Source organism: Sulfidibacter corallicola, from assembly GCF_017498545.1.
Taxonomy (GTDB): domain Bacteria; phylum Acidobacteriota; class Holophagae; order Acanthopleuribacterales; family Acanthopleuribacteraceae; genus Sulfidibacter; species Sulfidibacter corallicola.
Map to the genome: position 1 here is coordinate 1,239,404 of NZ_CP071793.1, position 16,932 is coordinate 1,256,335.

Sequence of the window (16,932 nt, forward strand, 5' to 3'; positions counted from 1 at the left end):
GTCGTGCCCGGTAGGTGCGCCCGCCCGGCGCACATTTTGAAGCCGACTGTTTTAATCGCGCCGACCCTCGAAAATATGTTGGAACTCCTCGCATGGATATCTTCGACAAGTTCATCCGGCGGATGAACCTACCTGGCACCACGAACCTCTCCGCATTCGGGCGCTCCAAACGCAGCTTGTTCCATCAGGCATTTTTAGCTTTATCTTCGAACTTTACAGAGTTTGTTACATAAGAGCCACGCACCAGCGGGCAAACCCGCTCGATTTCGAGAATGAAACAAGGCGAAGTGAGCTAGCATGGTGGTCCCGGCTGCCTGAGAGGGTTGTCATGCCAGGTAGGTGCGACCGCTGGTCGCACATTCCAAAGCTCCTGCTTCTATTGGTGCTTCGCTCTTTGGCGTCTCGCATCTGCGGAGTGTGGATCGCTTCGAAGTGTCGGCCGGGCCGGCCAACCTACTGCCGCGCCGATCCTCAAAGCATGCGGGAACTATGATCATGGATCGCTTCGACAAGTTCATCCGGCGGATGAACCTACCTGGCACGACGGATCTCTCGGCATCCGGGAACTCCGAGCGACTTTGTTTCAAGAGAGATCACAGAGGGCGCGGAGGTGAGGTCTTCCCTGTGTAGATCGCCTAGCGGTTGGGGGCAACCCTTTGGGAAATCCAACAGACGAGAACCGGAGGGCGGCCTTCGCGGTGGTGATGGGCGTGGTTGATCTGAAGGCATGTCCTGACATGGCCGCGGCGACCTCGTCGACCGGCGGGAACCGCGTACCGGTACTTACTTCACGTACACGGTTTTCACGTTGACGAATTCGCGGATACCGAAGATCGAGAGCTCGCGGCCGTAGCCCGAATCCCTGATGCCCCCGAACGGCAGGCGCGGATCGGAGCGCACGAAATCGTTGACGAAGCAGGCACCGGCCCGGAGTTCTTTTTCGGCGATTCGGTTGCCGCGTTCGATGTCCCGAGTGAAGATCGCCCCGCCCAAACCGAAACAGGAGTCGTTGGCCAGCCGAATGGCTTCGGCTTCGTCGCGGGCGGGCACGATGGCCGCGACCGGGCCGAACAGCTCCTCGCGGAATGCCGGGACGGTGGTCGGCACCTCGGTGAGCAGGGTCGGCGGGTAGAAGTATCCGTTGCCCGGTGGGATCTCGCCGCCCAGCTCCAGTTTGGCGCCGCCCGCCACACTCTCCCTCACCTGACGGTGAAGCTCGTCGCGCAGGTCGCGGCGGGCCATGGGACCCAGATCGAAAGAACCGGCGAAGGGATTGCCGAAGGTTTTGGTCGCCATCAGGTCGCGCACCCGTTTTTCAAATGCTTCGCGGACCGCGTCGACGACGATCAGGCGTTTGGCGGCGATGCAGCTCTGACCGCCGTTGATCAGTCGCGATGCGACGCATTTTTCCGCTGCGAGGGCGAGGTTCGCATCCTCCAGCACCAGGTAGGGATCGTTGCCGCCCAACTCCAACACCACTTTCTTCAGGGCCTGGCCGGCCAAGCCCGCCACGGCGCGACCGGCGCGCGTGCTTCCCGTCAACGTGACCGCCTGAATGGCATCGTCGGCGATGACCTGGGCCACGACCTCGTTTTCCGCTCTCAAGACGCGGCAACTGTCGGCCGGGAACCCGGCGTCGCGGAACAGGCTCTCGATCGCCTCGGCGCAGCCCGTGACGTTGGGTGCGTGTTTGAGGACGAAGGTGTTGCCGGCCATCATCGCCGGGGCGGCGAACCGGAATACCTGCCAGAACGGAAAGTTCCAGGGCATGATGGCCAGCACCGTGCCCAGCGGTCGAAAGCTGACGTAGCTGCGGCCCGCTTCGGTGGGAACGGGTTGGGATTCCAGGAATTGTGCGCCTTGTTCGGCGTAGTATTCACAAACCCAGGCACATTTCTCCACCTCGCCGGCCGATTCCGCGAGGGGTTTGCCCATCTCTTCCGACATGAGCCGCCCGAATTCTTCCTTGTTCTCGCGCAATTTCTTGGCCGCGTTGTTCAGGAGTTGGGCGCGTTGGGAAAAATCGGTGGTGCGCCAGGTCTGGTGGCATTCGTGGACACGGCGGACCAGGGCCAGCGCCTCTTCTTGGGATAGTACCGGATACTCGGCCAGCACTTCCGCGGTAGCGGGGTTGATGGAGACGTAAACCATACGTACCTCTGCGTTTGGAATCCTTTACCGCCCTGTCCGCTGCGGTGGATGCGCCGACGACCGGAAACCGGCGGCCGGTCGTGAACAGGTGCCGATCTGGGGGTCGTAAGTTGCGTCGTATGAACGAATTGTCCGAGGATGACCAGAGCCACTCTAACATGCCGCGATAGTGGGTGCAAGGTGCCAAAAGCCGAGGTTTTCACTGGCTTTTCAGCGCACTTTTCGAGGGCCGAGAATGAAATTGAAAATTCATTAAGCTGTTTAAATTAAAAGGTTTGTGTGATAGTGAGTTCTTGTGGTTTTTGACGGCTGCGTCGGCTGCGCCCAGCACCCGAGCGCGCGTCGCATTTCGGCCGTCCCGGAGGATCCCGGCGTGTTAGGATCTCGTCATGAAGCGCAAGATCGTGGGGTTTCACCAGGACGAAGAAGATCACTGGGTCGCCGATTTGGAATGCGGCCACGGCCAGCATGTACGTCACCTTCCGCCTTGGCAGAACCGGCCCTGGGTCGTGACCGCGGCAGGGCGTCGCAGGCACCTGGGCATCGAGCTGGAATGTAAGCGCTGCGAAGAAGCCTGAAGACTGGCCCGGCGAGGCCCGAGTGGTTTGGTGTGTGAGCGGTCGGTTTTCGGGAACCTTGGGGCCCAATGGCTCGGCGCCTACCACCAATCTCCGTCGGACAAGGCCTGCTTCAACCGCGAGAGGCCTTCGTCGATGGTGACTTTGGGTTGGTAGCCTAGATCGCGTTTGGCGGCCTCGATCGTGAACCAGTGGGCGGTGCCCAACTGGGCGGCCACGAAGCGCGTCATGAGCGGTTCCCGCTTGCGGCCCAGCAATCCGTAGACTCCTTCGAGCAGGGCGCCGGCCGCGTAGGCCGTGGTTGGCGAGACCCGTCGCGTAACCTCCGGAAGCCCGCCGGCTTGGAGGATGCCGTTGAGCAGTCGGCTCATCGGCACGGGTTCGTCGTTGGTGATGAAGTAGTTTTTGCCGCCGATGGGGGCCCCTGGCTGGAGCCGTTCCGCGGCGCACAGGTGGGCTTCCACGCAGTTGTCGATAAATACCGAATCCACCAGTTTCCCGTCACCGCCGACGAGGCGCAGCCGCCCGGCACGCCCCCGTTCGATCACGCGGGGCACCAGGTGGTTGTCACCGGGACCCCAAATCAGGTGGGGCCGTAGGGAGACCGTGGCCAGGTCCGCGTCGTTGTAGCCGTTGACCAGTTTTTCCGCCTCGGCCTTGGTGGCCGGGTAATGGGCCAAAAAGCGTTTCGGGTAGGGTGCGCTTTCGTCGATTCCTTCCTGGTCGCGGCCGTCGAACGTGACGCTGGGGGAGCTGGTGTACACGAAGCGCCGGACCTTCTGGTTCAGGCAGGCGCGCAGCAGGTTTTCGGTGCCGCCCACGTTGGTGCGGTGGAAATCCTCGAAGTCGCCCCAGACACCTGCCTTGGCGGCGGTGTGGTACACCAGGTCACAACCCGAAAGTGCCTTTTCGAGGAGCTCGCCGTCGCGATACAGATCGCCACGGACCTGTTCGACGCCCCATGCTTCGAGCTGGGCGTAGTTGCCGCGTTGAAACGTGCGGACTTCGGCGCCCATGTCGATCAGGCGTCGCACCAGCGCCAACCCAAGGAATCCGCCGCCACCGGTAACCAATACGCGCATGTGCACCTCCTCGTGAACGTGACCTCGAAGCGTAAAGCGCTATCTTGCAATGTCGCCGGGCGATTGGCAAGGGGATACCCAAGCGGATCGGGCGGACTCCGAGGGATGGAGGTCGGGTCGCTTTTGCGAGAGGGGCCGCCCTCTCCCATTTCCGTTGCCCATCCTGATTCGAGGTACTGTAAACTCGAAGCATCGGAATCCACGTCTATTTTTGTCAAAAGTCGCGACTCGTTGCGGCGAAGGGAGCACCCCATGAATGTCCTGAACCTCTTGAAATCATTTGACGACTTGTCGGAGTATTGGTCCCCGCGCGTCATCGGACGGGTGAACCAATCCTTTATAAAGATCGCGAAGGCCAAAGGCGAGATGGTTTGGCACGATCACTCGGAAGAAGACGAATTTTTCCTGGTTCTCAAAGGCGAGCTTCGCATCGATCTCGAAGATCGGGCGGTGATCCTGGGACCGATGGATACCTTCACCGTGCCGCATGGCGTGAAGCACCGTCCCGTCGCGAAGGAAGAGACCTGGCTGGTGCTGATCGAGCTGGCGAGCACCAAGCACACGGGCGATGTGGCGTCGGACCTCACCCGATCCGTGGATGACCAGTTGGAGTGGCTGAACGCCTGATCCGCCTTTTCGGCAGCGAACCGCTCTGACATATCACAGGCAGTTGCCTCGCGAAAACAAGACCTATCCCCACCACATCGTGCCCATCTCGAAATTGCGATTTTCGGAGACCTGGCACCGAAAACCCGATTCCGTGCCCATCCAGGCGGACCAACTCGGCAGTTGCGACCTTCACGTTTTTGGATGGGCACGAACGAAGGGCCCGGCTCCTTTTCAGCCGGGCCGATGTTGCGGTGTTTCAGCGTTCCCGCGGCGGGATGCGCCGATACAGTTCGAAAATCATCATGGCGCCACTGGTACCGTCGGCCAGGAACCACTTCACACCTTGGCCCTTCACCAGGGCCGATGGCGTGCCAGGTGTGCTGGTTTCAGCTATTTTGCTGGGATTTAAAGGGTTTTTAACGTTGAAAAAGACCAGTCCGTTGCCGCCGGTAGGTACCGCGAGACGTATGCCGTCCCAAACCAGGTTGGACGCCGTCCCCGGGATGTCGTAGTCGGTCGGCAAGAGTGTTTCGGCTTCCACGCGCGGCGCCGTGGGATCGCTCAGGTCGAGCGTGACCAGACGCCCCCGGTAGGCTTCGCGATCCTGCGCCAGTGCGAACGCGGTGCTTCCCTTTCCGGCGAAGGCGTTGAAGTCGAGCCCCGCATCCAGCCGGCCGGCCCATTGGGCGTTCGGCTGGGTCGGGTTCTCGATCAGGACCAGGCCTCGAATGTCGCCCACCAGAATCAGGTCGCCGGCCACGCCCAACGAAACGACGCGGTTGTATTCCGGGTCGTTTTCTACCAAGAGTCGGTTCACTTCCACCAGTTCCCGGTTTTCCTCGATGCGCATGATCCTGATTTGCGTGTCCGAAGTCTGCACGAAATGGTGTTCGTCGATGACGGCCCGGTACAGTGGGAAGAATTCGGAATCTCCCAGCGCCGTTTTGTAGAGGAGCGTCGGTTGATTCGGGTTCTGGATGTCGTAGACCTCGCGGTGCATGTTGGTTTGGCTGAACAGGAGATCGCCCATGACCCAGCAGTCGTAGTATTGCTCGCCACCGGCTTGGATCGTATCCAGCAAGGCCGGTTGCCGGGGATCGGACACGTCCAGCACGCGCAGTCCCGGCATGCCGTGGCTGACGTAGGCGATGTGGTTCTTGAGTGCCACCGCGTGGGCCGACCCCGTGTCGCGCACGGCTTCTCCCGGGACGATGTTCGCATCCTCCGGTAGGATGTAGGCTTGGAGGCCGTATCCCGCCACGGAAACGACGGCCGTCTGGTCTTCGAATGCCGCGCCGAGCACGAGGTCCGGGAGTTCGATGTCGTAGGTGCGCACGACCTCCATGCGGTTTTCGGTGAGGCGAAGGCGTTGGATTTGGGTGCGTGTGACGCTGTAGAACGCGTCTTCCGAAAGAGGATGGATCTGGCGTCTCCCCGGCAGTTCACCCAGGAGCGCCGGGTTCTCGGGGAGATTCATGCTCACAAAGAAGGTACCGGTGTAGTTCGACGCGATCAGCGTATTGCCGACGGCGCGCAGATCGGTGGGCCAGTCGTTGTCGAAGAGATCGAAGGTACCCACCTGAACCCAGACATTCGGGCTCACCTGCCGGGTGACCAGCAAGCCGGCCGATCGGACGTGCTCCACCATGTAGGCCCCGAAAAAGACGAACGGTGGGGTGCCGCCCTGAAAATTCTCCGCGAGCGAGGGACTTCCCGGGTCTGCCAGGGAATAGATCTGCGACTGCGCATCGCCCTCCAGGAAGAGCCGATCCTCCCGCAGACGGAGGTGGCGCCACTGGTATTCGGGCAAGGATTGCACGCTGGTCACGGTGGGATTCTCGGGATTTTGGAGGGACAGGGTCGTCAAGGTATCGGCGGTATCCAGAAGGTAGACGAAACCCTCGCGGTAGAGCACGTCCAAAACCCGCGCACCGAGGTCCATCCGCTCGAGATGGACGACTTGGTTTGGGTCGCGAACGTCGTAGGCGTCAAAGGTGGACGGGCCGGACAGGCAGAACAGGAACCCATCGCGCAGGTGCATGGCGTGGTGATCGCCGGCACCCCAGCGACCGATTTCCACGATCCGCGCGTTTCCGGAAAAGCAAGTGATACCAAATAGGAACAGGATCAAAGCGATTCTGAAGGGAACATTCATGACACTACTCCTGAAAAAAAATCGATCAATGTCGGGCAGTGTGATGTTTGTTGACCAACCCCGTGAAGAAATCGTCTTGTCGACCTTAGATTGTATGTAATCTGCTTGAGGAAATGTGATGCGTTGTGAAAATATGCCCGCCGGTGTGATCGAAGTCACGATGCCGAATTGCCGCGGGCGTGTGGATGCTCATTCTCTGTTCTCGAAGATGGGGGAGGGGACTCTTCCTCTGGCTGGCCAGGGCGCCAAAGGCGGTTTTTAAATTCGTGTCAATCTGTGTGATCCGTAGGCAGATTTTTTTAGCCAAAGATGAGCCGGAAAGGAAGGGTCTTCATTGCGAACGATCAAGTCGAGGCTTTTTTGGCAGGGAGCGACGTCGATATAGGGAGACTGTCGCGCGCGAAACATGCGTCGCTGCCGAAGGGCGTGGGTTCAGTGGGACGGAAATGCCGTACCCGGCTGTCACAGATTGCGGTTCGGGTCAACGCAGGCCCTATCGCTTTCGTTTGTAGATGCCCATCACGACACCGTTTTCCGTGACATCCGACTTGATGCATTGGAGTTCGGCCAGGGCATGCGCATCGGCAAACAGCCGCTTGCCCCCGCCGACGAGCACCGGGAAGGTCCACAGTCGGAACTCGTCGATGAGATCGTGAGCGAGCAAGGTCTGGATGAGGTCGCAGCTTCCGTGCACTTGGATGAGGGGCCCGTCCTGTTCTTTGAGCTTGGCGATCTCGGCGGGGACGTCGCCGGAAATCGCCGAGGAATGGGCCCAGGAAAAATCGCTCATCGTGTTGGTTGCGACGTACTTCGTGGCGTGGTTCATGATTTTGGCGACGGGGTTGGTGTCGCGCTCGTGGGGCCAGTGTCCCGCGAACAGTTCGTAGGTTTTTCGACCGAACAGAATGTCGTAGGGCTCGCTCATGGCCTCTCGTTGCACCTGGGTCATGACTTCGGGCCAGTAATCGGTGGCCCAACCGCCTTTGTCGAATCCGCCAGACCTGTCTTCTTGCGGCATGCTGGGGGCCTGCATGACACCGTCGAGTGTTTGAAACGTTAGGATGGCCAGTTCTCTCATGTCTCGGTCTCCTTTTCGTGTTTGTGATTAGGCTTTTCGCGGGTGCCCTCTTGGCGTGCCGTGGCGGGCGAGAGGCCTTGCAGGGTCTCGCTATATCGAGGGCGATGGCAGGTTGGCGTGTTCCCGCAAAGCGGTTAATTGTCATCGGACTCGGTGACGATGAATTTTTATGTTACCATATGGTTAATTAACCACAGGGTAAGATTCGATGTCCACTGATCCACTGAGCTTGACGCTTTCGGCACTCGCACATCCGGCCCGTCGTTCGATGCTGGCCACCTTGACGACAGGTGAACTGACCGTTTCCGAATTGGCCGCACCTTTCGACATGACCGGACCGGCCGTCACCAAACATTTGAAGGTTCTGGAGCGGGCGGGATTGATCGAGCGCCTGCGTGACGCGCAGCGGCGGCCATGCCGCTTGCGGGCCAAGCCATTGAAGGACGTGTTTCTGCTCATCCGGCCTTATCAAAAGTTTTGGGATGAGAGCTTCGATCGACTGGAGGAATATCTTGCAGAACAGGCAGACGGCAGCCAACCAACCGAGCAAAACGGATAACGGCCCCGAATTGGTGTTTTCTCGCGCCTTTGCGGCGCCCGTGGCGGCCGTCTATCGCGCATGGACGGACCCGGAAGCGCTCGTCCATTGGTGGGGCCCGAAAGGCTTCACCATGACGATTCACCGAATGGAACTCGAAGTCGGCGGCGTGTGGGAGTATGTGCTCCACGGTCCCGATGGTACGGACTATCCGAACGAGGCGGTGTTCGAGGAGATCGTCCCGCTGAAACGGTTGGTATATTTCAATCGGGGCGGTCACGTGGACGACGCGCACCTCACGTCGCGTATGATCGCCACGTTCGAAGGGCGAGACGGCCTCACGCTGGTCTCGCTGCGGATGCAGTTCGAGGGCGACGAGGCCTTGGAACGCGCCAAAGCTCGCGGTGCGGAGCAAGGCGGTCGCGAGTCGTTCGAGCGGCTGCAAGCTTGGCTTGAAAAAACCCTGCCAACCAGTCGTGAAGCGCTGCGGACCAGCGGGCACACCCGGCTTGATTTCGGGAAAGAAAAAACGCGAAGCGAGCTACCCGGGGGAAGTCCCATGCGTGCAAGAGGTGTAAAACCTGTGGGTTGAGCACCGCAGTGCTCAACCAATCGAAGCGATCCAGCAAAGATTGAAATTCAGCATCGAGAGATCTTGAGGCCTGACTTATCTGCTCGCTCTTTTACCACTCGATCTTGCCAGTCTGGACCACTTCGAATAGTTCATCGGGCCGATGAACCCACTTGGCACGACGAATCTCTCGGCATAAGGGCACTCCGAGCAGATTTGTTTCAGGGATGATTGAGCGTGCGACAGGGGACGCGTCGGCCTCGTTCGCGTTACGAAATGAGGAACCTTCCCTATAATGAAAGCCATCCCGTGGAGCGGACGTTTATGGACAAACTTCTTCGATTTCCAAGCGCCATAAGGCACGACCCGGCTATCGAAACCTGGATGGATGAGCATCCAGGCGAACTGGGGGCGATCGCACAGCGCTGGTTCAAGGTCATTCGCGACTGCGGAGACGATGTCAGGGAGCTGTTGCATGACGGCCACCCCACTGCATGTGTTGGAGATGCGGCGTTCGTCTACGTCAATGCCTTCCGAGCGCACGTCAACGTCGGGTTTTTCCGCGGCGCCGAGATCCTCGATCCCGATGGCTTGCTGGAAGGCACGGGCAAATTCATGCGCCACGTGAAGCTGAGGCCCGAAAGTGAGGTCGACGCGAGTGCGCTGGCGCAACTCGTCGAAACCGCCTACACGGACATGAGGAAGCGTCTGGAAGCGAAGTGATTTTCGGCCAGGTGTGTCCAACGGGCCCACGGCGTAGTGATTCGCGGGCGATTCAACTCTCGAAGGGACGGGTTTGAATTTATGTCAACGCATTGGAAGTGAAAAGGTTACCTTGTTGGGCCGAGGCGTTGCACCTGACGGCGGAGGACCGCTCAGGGCTCCGATTTCTCCTGGGGCGGTGCAGGCTCCGCCGGTTTCGCTGAAGATTCGGCTGGTCTGGCTGCAGGCTCAGCCGGCTTCGCTGTAGGTTCGGCCGCTTTTGGGGCGGATGGTGCCGCCGACTTGGCGGGCCCGGGTGTCGGTTTCTTGGGTGGCGTCGGGGAGAAGGGGGCCGGCTTCGTGAAGTTGGACCAACCCCAACGCAGCCATTTGAGAATGCTGTTGACGAGCCATAGGGCCCAAAACAGCATCAAGACACGAAAACTCCATACCGGCAGGGTCCAGACCCCCACGCCCGGGAGCGGCCCGGTGGTGCGTTCCTGGTACCAGGCCAGGTAGGTTTCGTTACTGCCGTTGCCCGTGATGTACATGTTGGGTTCGCCCAGCAGGCCGTTGTGAAGCACCACGATCAGAACGATGAAGAACCACGAGGTCAGAATGGCCAGCCCGATTTGGCCGAGGCGCAGAATGCCCCTGGCGCTGGAATTCGCCGTCAGGCGTCCGAACCGTTCCAGGGCCACGAACCAGGCCACCGCGATGAGGGCGCTGGGAATGTTCAGTTGCACCATGCCCAGCCCCAAAAAGACCCAGGAACCGAAGGACATGGGCAGGCCCGGCAGCTTTTTCAAACCATAGGCAATCAGGAAAATCGCCACCAGCAGTGGCCAAAACAGGACCGCGGGCCCCTGCACCGGTCCCGAAGCCCAGAGAATCCAACGGTTGTGGGGAACCGAGGCGTTCAAACGGAGGTTGACCGCGGCGTGACCGAGATCCAGGTCCGGCCAGCGAAAATGCGTCATCGAGTCGCTCTGTTGTTTCCAGGTGACTTCCACCGCCTGCGGACCGGGATGGTAGGCGATTTGGAGGCGCTGGTCCTCGATGATGACCGGCCGCGAGACACCGTGCACCTTCAAATCTTCGATGTCCATGCCTTCCTGGATCGGCAAACTGAACTCGCCGCCCAGACTGGCACGCACGTTCAAGGTGAGCCGATGGTTTTGGCGACGTTGCCCGATGTCGGCGTCCCAGGACACTTGATCCAGCGTCAGGGTCTGCCCGGTCAGTGCGTCGGGCCTGCTCAGGGAAACCGTGAGTGTCTCGCCGGGCCGCGGGCGCCAGGAAGGTTGCCAGGTGCCGTCCGACTTCAGGTAGTCGATCAGCGGGGTGCCGCTCCACTCGATGTCCCACACCCGTGAGGCGCTCAGGGTCCAGTTCTCGACCCACGCCACCTTGTCGGGTGCCGTCAGGGTCACCTGCGCCACGGGCTCCAGCAGACTGGTCCAACTGACCTGCGGACGGTCCGGGGAGAGCTCCAGGCGCAACATGCCCTTTTCCACCTGAAATCCCGGGGAGAGAACCTGTTCGCCGGGCAGCAGGGGAACCTGGCGAATCACGCCTTCGCGGTTTTGTAGCGTGGCGATGGTAGTGACCTGCCAGACGAGGTCGAAATCAAGGGTTCGGGTGAGCTGGAACAGGGGAGAGACCTTGATGATCTCGCCCTCTTCGGGTTTGTCCCGGTTCCCGGGCGAGGGCGTAGTGGCTGCTTCCGGCCGAAACTCCAGTTGGGCCCCCATGGTGCCGTCCGGGTTGAGACCCACCACCTGCCAGGAAGGGGCCTGGACCGCGACGCGGTAGGGGCGCAGCGGAAAGCTCAGCGAAAAGGGCCCGTTTCGGTTGATCCGCTGTTCCGTGGTGACGCGATGGGTGCCGCGGGGCAGGGCCACCTGAAGGGTGCCGTTGGTGTCGAGACGCAGGGCCTCGGCCGGTGCACGGTCGACCCGCACCGCCTGCGGGCGGCCCGGCAGAGGAACGGCCACCCGGGTTTCCGTACTCACCTCGAGGCGAATCTCCAATCGATCGCCCCGCAGGTTCAGGACCGCCTCGCTGATCGCGGCACAGTTGGGAAAGCACGGTGCCGGCCTGACCAATCTTTCGCGATACGCATTCAAGAGATCCTGGGTGGGCGCGGTCTTCTCCTGGGCGAGCCCCGGCAGGCAGGCCAGAAGCAGGGAAGCCGTGGCGGCCACCACCCGCCGCGGTGGCGGTTGCGCGCCACCGGTGGATCTCGAACGCCAGAGCAGGCGCAGCAAACCGAGCAGGGCGGCGATGCGGGCCAGGGTCGTCAGGCGATTCAGCCAAGGTGGAACGGCCAAAATCGTCAGGGTTTCCGTGTGATCCACGGGTCCCTGCCAATACAGGCTGGCCTGTTTGCCCTGCCAATCGGGAATGCCCGGCCCGGTTTGGATTTGAGCGGTCGGCTTTTTGACGCGGTACTTTTTGATGGCTTCCTGGTTGAGCACCGACTGCTGAATGTTCCCTTCGCGTCTCAAGAGATCGAGCTCTTGCTGTTTGCGTTGGAGCATTTTCTTGGCCGGTACTTCCTGCTCGTAGGCCTCGTCGATCGACATTTCCGACTGGGGATAGGCCAGTCCGTCTTGAATGGTCTGTTGCGCGAAATTCGGAAAACTCAACTGGGGATAGAACACGCCGAGGATCTGTTGAATGAGGAAGCCCACCGTCGTGATGATCAAGATCAAGGCGGTCAACCACTTCCAAACCCGAGTGAGGGCTTGGAGTTTTCCTTCGGGAAGCACGCGTTCGAGGGCGATGGCGGCGAACAGGCTCAGCCAGCTCCAGTGTGGTGCGTTGAGCTGGTTGTGGAGCAGGACGAAGGTCGTCAGACCCAGTGCCGCCGGGCCCACGCCATAGAGTTTCCAAAGTGCGCCGGCCAGCATCAGGACCCAGAACAGATCCCACAGGCGCCAAGAGCGCAACCAATCGCCGTGCACGCTCGACGGTCCCCAGGCCGTGAAGAGGCTCCACCCGACGGGCAGCCTCACCGTCATGGTCAAACCGTCGAGGTCCGTTTGCCATCCCGTGGCGGGCAGGGACCGCGGCAGGTCCTCGATTCGACCGTCCACCTCGAGATTCAAATCGCTCTGGCGAATGGCGATCCCGGGCTGGCTGCTGGCGGGATCGAGCGTGATCAATTGATCGCCCTCGCCTCGAATGTGCATGCGCCCCGGCTGGAAAGGGGTCCGCATGTCGAGTCGCCAATCGCGATGCACTTCCCCGGAAAGGACGTCGCGGAACGTGGCGCCACCGCCACCCTGATCGAGCCACAGCGTCCGTTGCAGGTTCAATTTGTTGGAGGGCAGGCGCTGAAATCCCCGCTGTTTTTCCTGTAGTTTCAGCGATTGTTCCAGTTCGAGGAAGTAGGCGGGCAGGTGGTGCCATTCGGGCGGTAGGCGCGTCTGGCTGGGATCCACCGACGACGGCCCCCGTGGCGTGACCGCGCGCAGCCGATTGTCCGCTTCGTATACCCAGAGTTCGTTCTCGTGTCGACGTGGTTCCGCCGAGGGGTAGGCGATCTCGTCGGGAATGTCGGAACTGACCGACTCCAAGTCGATGACCCAGCTTCCCGAGCGAACCTGGAGACGCCAAGCGCCGTTCTCGTCGCGGCGCAGGGGCAGGTTGCTGGAAACGCTCGTCAGGCGGAATCCCGTCGGTAGGGGATCACCGAGCGTCACTTCTCGGCTTTTGCCGGAGACATCCAATTCGATGCGCGTCGTGATGGAGAAGGGAATGGCTTCCCGAAGCCGGCGAAAGACGCGTACTTGCAGCCGATCTTCGTCGACGGCGGGCTCGGCCCGAGCGCGGAGAAGCAGGGCACCGGAAGCCTCACGGCGGGGCTGGGCGACCTGACGGCCGAGGTACTGGAGGGTCAGCAGCCCGGTTTCGCGCGGAATCGGGAGCAGTGCCGGAGGTTGCGACCAGGTCCAGGTGCCGGTGAGGGTGTAGGTACCCGGGTCGAGGTGAACCGAGGGGGTTTCCTGGGCGCCCGGCATGGGCACGACCGGTTCTTCGACCGAACCGTCGCGACGCACCCTGGCCGGCCAGGAGGATGCACTGCCCGGCAGCGGCACCCGCGTCGGCGCAAAGACCCGCCAGGTCTGGCGGAACTTGCCGCCGTCCGCGGCGATGTCCAATTCCAGACGGGACGGCCAAGCGCACAATTTCGGATTGGGCATCTGGTAGAGCGAAGGGCATTGGACTTTCTCTTGATCGTAGAGCACCCAATCCCGCCAAGCCTCCAACTCGGGCGGTGCGCCGCTGGGCTTGGTCTGGGCGCCGAGCGGCGTGACGAGAATCAAAAGGACGAGACCGACGGCAAGATGAAGGTGGCGACGCATGGGGGAGACCTCCGGAGGAAAAGCGAGCCAACGCATTAGGTGCACTGGCGATACATGCAGGTGCGTTTGTACTTAAGCAGAGGAATGGCATTACTTTACCACTGTCGCGGGCCCATCGCTCGGGAAAGAGGCGCCCGCACCTCAAGTTCCTCCGGTAAAGCGCCACCGGTGCGGCGTGCAGGTCCGGCCTCGGTCCCCGGGTTGGGACCTCGAATCGCTACAACAACTTGATTTTCAGTTCGGTGGCGATGACGCGACGGGGTTCCTGCAACTCGCGGTAGTCGCGCAAATTGGCCAGCAGACCCTGGACGAGGACCCGGTTGGGCGTTTCCTTTTCCAATTCCTCCGCCAGCAATGAGAGCGATGCGGTGGCGTCCTCTTTTTCCAGTCCCGCCAATTCGAGGCCCTCCACGACGTCGCGCATATCGGCCAGTGCCCCGCGCAGCCGCGCCTCGGCAGCCTCCGCCACGCGCTGATCCACCACCTGGCGGTGCTCGAAGAGCGTCGCCGTGAGGAAGGGTTTCGGCTTTTCGGCCACCAGGCCGTCGACGATCTTGTCGAGCAGGAAAATCAGAAAATCGGCGGCCCGCTCGCGGTCGACCTCGGCTTCCTCGAGAAAGAACAGGGCACAGTACTCGTTGACGATGCCGCTGGTAATGACCGATAGGTCAATCAAGTAGGGGACCGTGCGGTCATCGAACGCCAGACGAATGAACTCCTCCTGGATCCGCTGCCAGGTGAGTCTGGTCTTTTCCGCCAGGAGCAACATCGATTCGTCCAAGCTGATACCGGCCTCTTTGTAGAACATCTCCGTGTAGGCCTGGTTCTCGCTGAAGTCGTTGAACTGGTACAGCAACTGTTCGCGCAGCTTCTGGCGGGGCGTCAGGTCGGTGCGTTCGCGAATTTCGTCGATGCGCTCGATCAGGCGATCCTGCAGGTACTCGATGCCCGCCACCAGCAATTCCTTTTTGGAGTTGAAATGTAGGTACAGCGCGCCTTTGCTCATGCTGCACGCGTCCGCGAGCTTCTGCATGGACACCGCCTTCATGCCGTGTTCGCGAAATAGTTCCAGGGACGTTTCGATGATTTGCTGGCGCTTGGGGTCCATGTCGCCTCTCTTCGGATGAAAATGGTCGCACGCGGCTTGCGGGCCGAGGGTCGGCCCCGATTCTACCATTAAATGACGATGGAGTCGCGATGAAATGACCGTGTGGTCATTTTTGACTTGCGCATGCTGGATTGTGCCGTTATATTGGTGACTGACCGGTTGGTCATTTGTGTTTGACTGTTGCGTCATGTGGAGGTTTTCGTGGAACATCTCAAACCCCTTGCGCGTCTCTTGCGCGCGGCCATTCCCTCGAAGAAGATATTCGTTTTCGGCTTGGTGCTCATGCTGATCGAAGCCGGCGCCTCGTTGGTGATCCCCTTGTTGACTCGCGATTTCGTCGACGGCATGCAGACCGCCGCCCTTCCCAAGTTCACCTTGGCCCTGTTGCTGGGGTTCATGATCGTCGATGCCGTCATCGGCGGCCTGGCCTACTATTACCTGGGATCCACCGGCCACGGCATCGTCGCCTCGCTGCGCCACAAACTGCTCGGAAAGCTGATTCGTCTGCCGGTTCGCTTCTATGACAACAACCAATCCGGCGAATTGGCCAGCCGCGTGGTCAGCGATACCCAGACCCTGCACGAGGTGTGTACCTATCACCTGACTTCCATGGTCGTTGGGCTGTTCACGGTCATCGGGTCCGTCGCCATCCTGTGGGTTCTGGATTGGCGCATGACGCTGGTCCTGTTTTCCGGCGTGATTCTCTCGACCCTGGTCATCGTGCCTATCGCCGCCAAGATGCAGGCGATCGCGGAAGAAGTGCAATCCGAAACCGCCCAGTTCTCTTCCCAACTGACCGGTGTGTTTTCCGAGATCCGGCTCGTCAAGTCCTACACCGCGGAGTCACGCGAGCTGGAAGTGGGTCGCAACTCGATCGATCGCCTGCGCCAATTGGGGAATCGCGAAAATGCGATTCAAGCGATTCTCTCGCCGCTGGTGAGCCTGGCCATGATGGGTGCCATGGTCGCCATCCTCGGGTATGGCGGAGCGCGCGTCAGTGCCGGCACCCTGGAAGTGGGCACCCTGGTTGCGTTCATCCTGTACCTCTTCCACATCACCATCCCGGTAGCCCAGTTCAGCATGTTCTTCACCGAAATCCAACGTGCCATCGGTTCGGGTAAACACCTGTTGCGGTTGATGAAACAGAACGAAGAAGTCGTTGACGGAGCCGACGCCGTTTCGGTGACCGATCGGTCAATCGATGTGGAAGATCTCGGATTCGCCTATGCCGAGGAAGACGAAGATCCGGTGTTGAAGGACGTCTCCTTTTCGATTCGGCCCAACCGCGTGACCGCCCTGGTGGGTCCCAGTGGCTCGGGCAAGAGCACCCTCCTGGCTCTATTGAGTCGCTTCTACGAACCCTCTTCCGGCGAGATCCGGCTCGGCGATGTGTCCATCGACACGCTTTCCTTGCCGGCATGGCGATCGAAGCTGGGATACGTGGCCCAAGATGCGCCGATGATCGCAGGCACCATTCGCGAGAACCTGTGTTACGGGCTGGATCGCGAAGCCGACGACGTGGAAATGCGCCGGGCACTGGAAGCTGCCCACGCCCACGATTTCGTGGACAACCTGCCGAACGGGCTCGAAACGGAGATCGGTGAACGGGGCGTCAAGCTGTCGGGTGGCCAACGCCAACGCTTGGCCATCGCTCGCGCACTACTCAAGAATCCACCCATCCTGATTTTGGACGAGGCCACCTCACACCTGGACAGCCGGACGGAGCACCAGGTCCAGGAAGCCATGCACCGTTTGATGCAGGATCGGACCACGGTGGTGGTCGCTCATCGCCTGGCCACCGTGCTGGATGCGGACCAAATCGTGGTACTTGAAGGCGGTCGAACCACCGGCATCGGAACCCACGATAAACTGATGGATACCAATGCGTTGTACCGCGGTCTCGTGGAGCATCAATTCAAACCCCTGACGCGGAACGGGCAGGCCGCCTGATCCCTCGAGACCCGACTCGCGAGGCTGAATCCACATG

General features: G+C 60.8%; 12 protein-coding genes. 6 read left to right on the forward strand and 6 right to left on the reverse strand.

All coding sequences use genetic code 11. The features are described from left to right. Positions 1-783: 783 nt before the first annotated feature. Positions 784-2,151 (reverse strand): NAD-dependent succinate-semialdehyde dehydrogenase, encoded by a 1,368-nt coding sequence (locus J3U87_RS03650; protein ID WP_237381672.1) that lies wholly within the window; start codon positions 2,149-2,151, stop codon positions 784-786. 389 nt (positions 2,152-2,540) lie between these two features. Here J3U87_RS03650 and J3U87_RS03655 point away from each other — a divergent pair, with 389 nt between their 5' ends. Beyond that, on the forward strand, positions 2,541-2,729 hold the full coding sequence (locus J3U87_RS03655; protein WP_237381673.1) for a DUF3565 domain-containing protein: 189 nt from the start codon (positions 2,541-2,543) through the stop codon (positions 2,727-2,729). A gap of 80 nt (positions 2,730-2,809) precedes the next feature. Here the strand turns inward: J3U87_RS03655 and J3U87_RS03660 are convergent, their stop codons facing one another. Further along, positions 2,810-3,811 (reverse strand): NAD-dependent epimerase/dehydratase family protein, encoded by a 1,002-nt coding sequence (locus J3U87_RS03660; protein ID WP_237381674.1) that lies wholly within the window; start codon positions 3,809-3,811, stop codon positions 2,810-2,812. 252 nt (positions 3,812-4,063) lie between these two features. Here J3U87_RS03660 and J3U87_RS03665 point away from each other — a divergent pair, with 252 nt between their 5' ends. Continuing rightward, positions 4,064-4,438 (forward strand): cupin domain-containing protein, encoded by a 375-nt coding sequence (locus J3U87_RS03665; protein WP_237381675.1) that lies wholly within the window; start codon positions 4,064-4,066, stop codon positions 4,436-4,438. A 238-nt stretch (positions 4,439-4,676) separates the two neighbouring features. Here J3U87_RS03665 and J3U87_RS03670 read toward each other — a convergent pair whose 3' ends face one another. Further along, positions 4,677-6,575 (reverse strand): LVIVD repeat-containing protein, encoded by a 1,899-nt coding sequence (locus J3U87_RS03670; protein ID WP_237381676.1) that lies wholly within the window; start codon positions 6,573-6,575, stop codon positions 4,677-4,679. 493 nt (positions 6,576-7,068) lie between these two features. Continuing rightward, complete coding sequence (locus J3U87_RS03675) at positions 7,069-7,653, reverse strand: dihydrofolate reductase family protein (protein ID WP_237381677.1); 585 nt, start codon at positions 7,651-7,653, stop codon at positions 7,069-7,071. A 208-nt stretch (positions 7,654-7,861) separates the two neighbouring features. Between J3U87_RS03675 and J3U87_RS03680 the strand changes: the two genes are divergently transcribed. The 3 genes from J3U87_RS03680 (at position 7,862) to J3U87_RS03690 (ending at position 9,485) form a co-directional block, all read left to right on the forward strand. Next, positions 7,862-8,212, forward strand: a complete 351-nt coding sequence (locus J3U87_RS03680; protein WP_237381678.1) for an ArsR/SmtB family transcription factor — start codon at positions 7,862-7,864, stop codon at positions 8,210-8,212. Beyond that, on the forward strand, positions 8,166-8,783 hold the full coding sequence (locus J3U87_RS03685) for an SRPBCC domain-containing protein (RefSeq protein WP_237381679.1): 618 nt from the start codon (positions 8,166-8,168) through the stop codon (positions 8,781-8,783). The genes J3U87_RS03680 and J3U87_RS03685 overlap by 47 nt, the downstream gene beginning before the upstream one ends. 303 nt (positions 8,784-9,086) lie before the next feature. Continuing rightward, complete coding sequence (locus J3U87_RS03690; RefSeq protein ID WP_237381680.1) at positions 9,087-9,485, forward strand: DUF1801 domain-containing protein; 399 nt, start codon at positions 9,087-9,089, stop codon at positions 9,483-9,485. Between the two features lie 152 nt (positions 9,486-9,637). Here the strand turns inward: J3U87_RS03690 and J3U87_RS03695 are convergent, their stop codons facing one another. After that, entirely contained in the window at positions 9,638-13,837 is a 4,200-nt protein-coding gene (locus J3U87_RS03695; RefSeq protein ID WP_237381681.1) for a UbiA prenyltransferase family protein, read from the reverse strand. A gap of 217 nt (positions 13,838-14,054) precedes the next feature. Continuing rightward, positions 14,055-14,945 carry a TetR/AcrR family transcriptional regulator gene (locus J3U87_RS03700; protein ID WP_237381682.1) on the reverse strand — a complete coding sequence of 297 codons (891 nt, stop codon included), beginning with the start codon at positions 14,943-14,945 and terminating at the stop codon, positions 14,055-14,057. Between the two features lie 201 nt (positions 14,946-15,146). On the opposite strand from J3U87_RS03700, the gene J3U87_RS03705 reads away from it, so the two are divergent. Beyond that, positions 15,147-16,895 (forward strand): ABC transporter ATP-binding protein, encoded by a 1,749-nt coding sequence (locus tag J3U87_RS03705; RefSeq protein WP_237381683.1) that lies wholly within the window; start codon positions 15,147-15,149, stop codon positions 16,893-16,895. Positions 16,896-16,932: the final 37 nt, after the last annotated feature.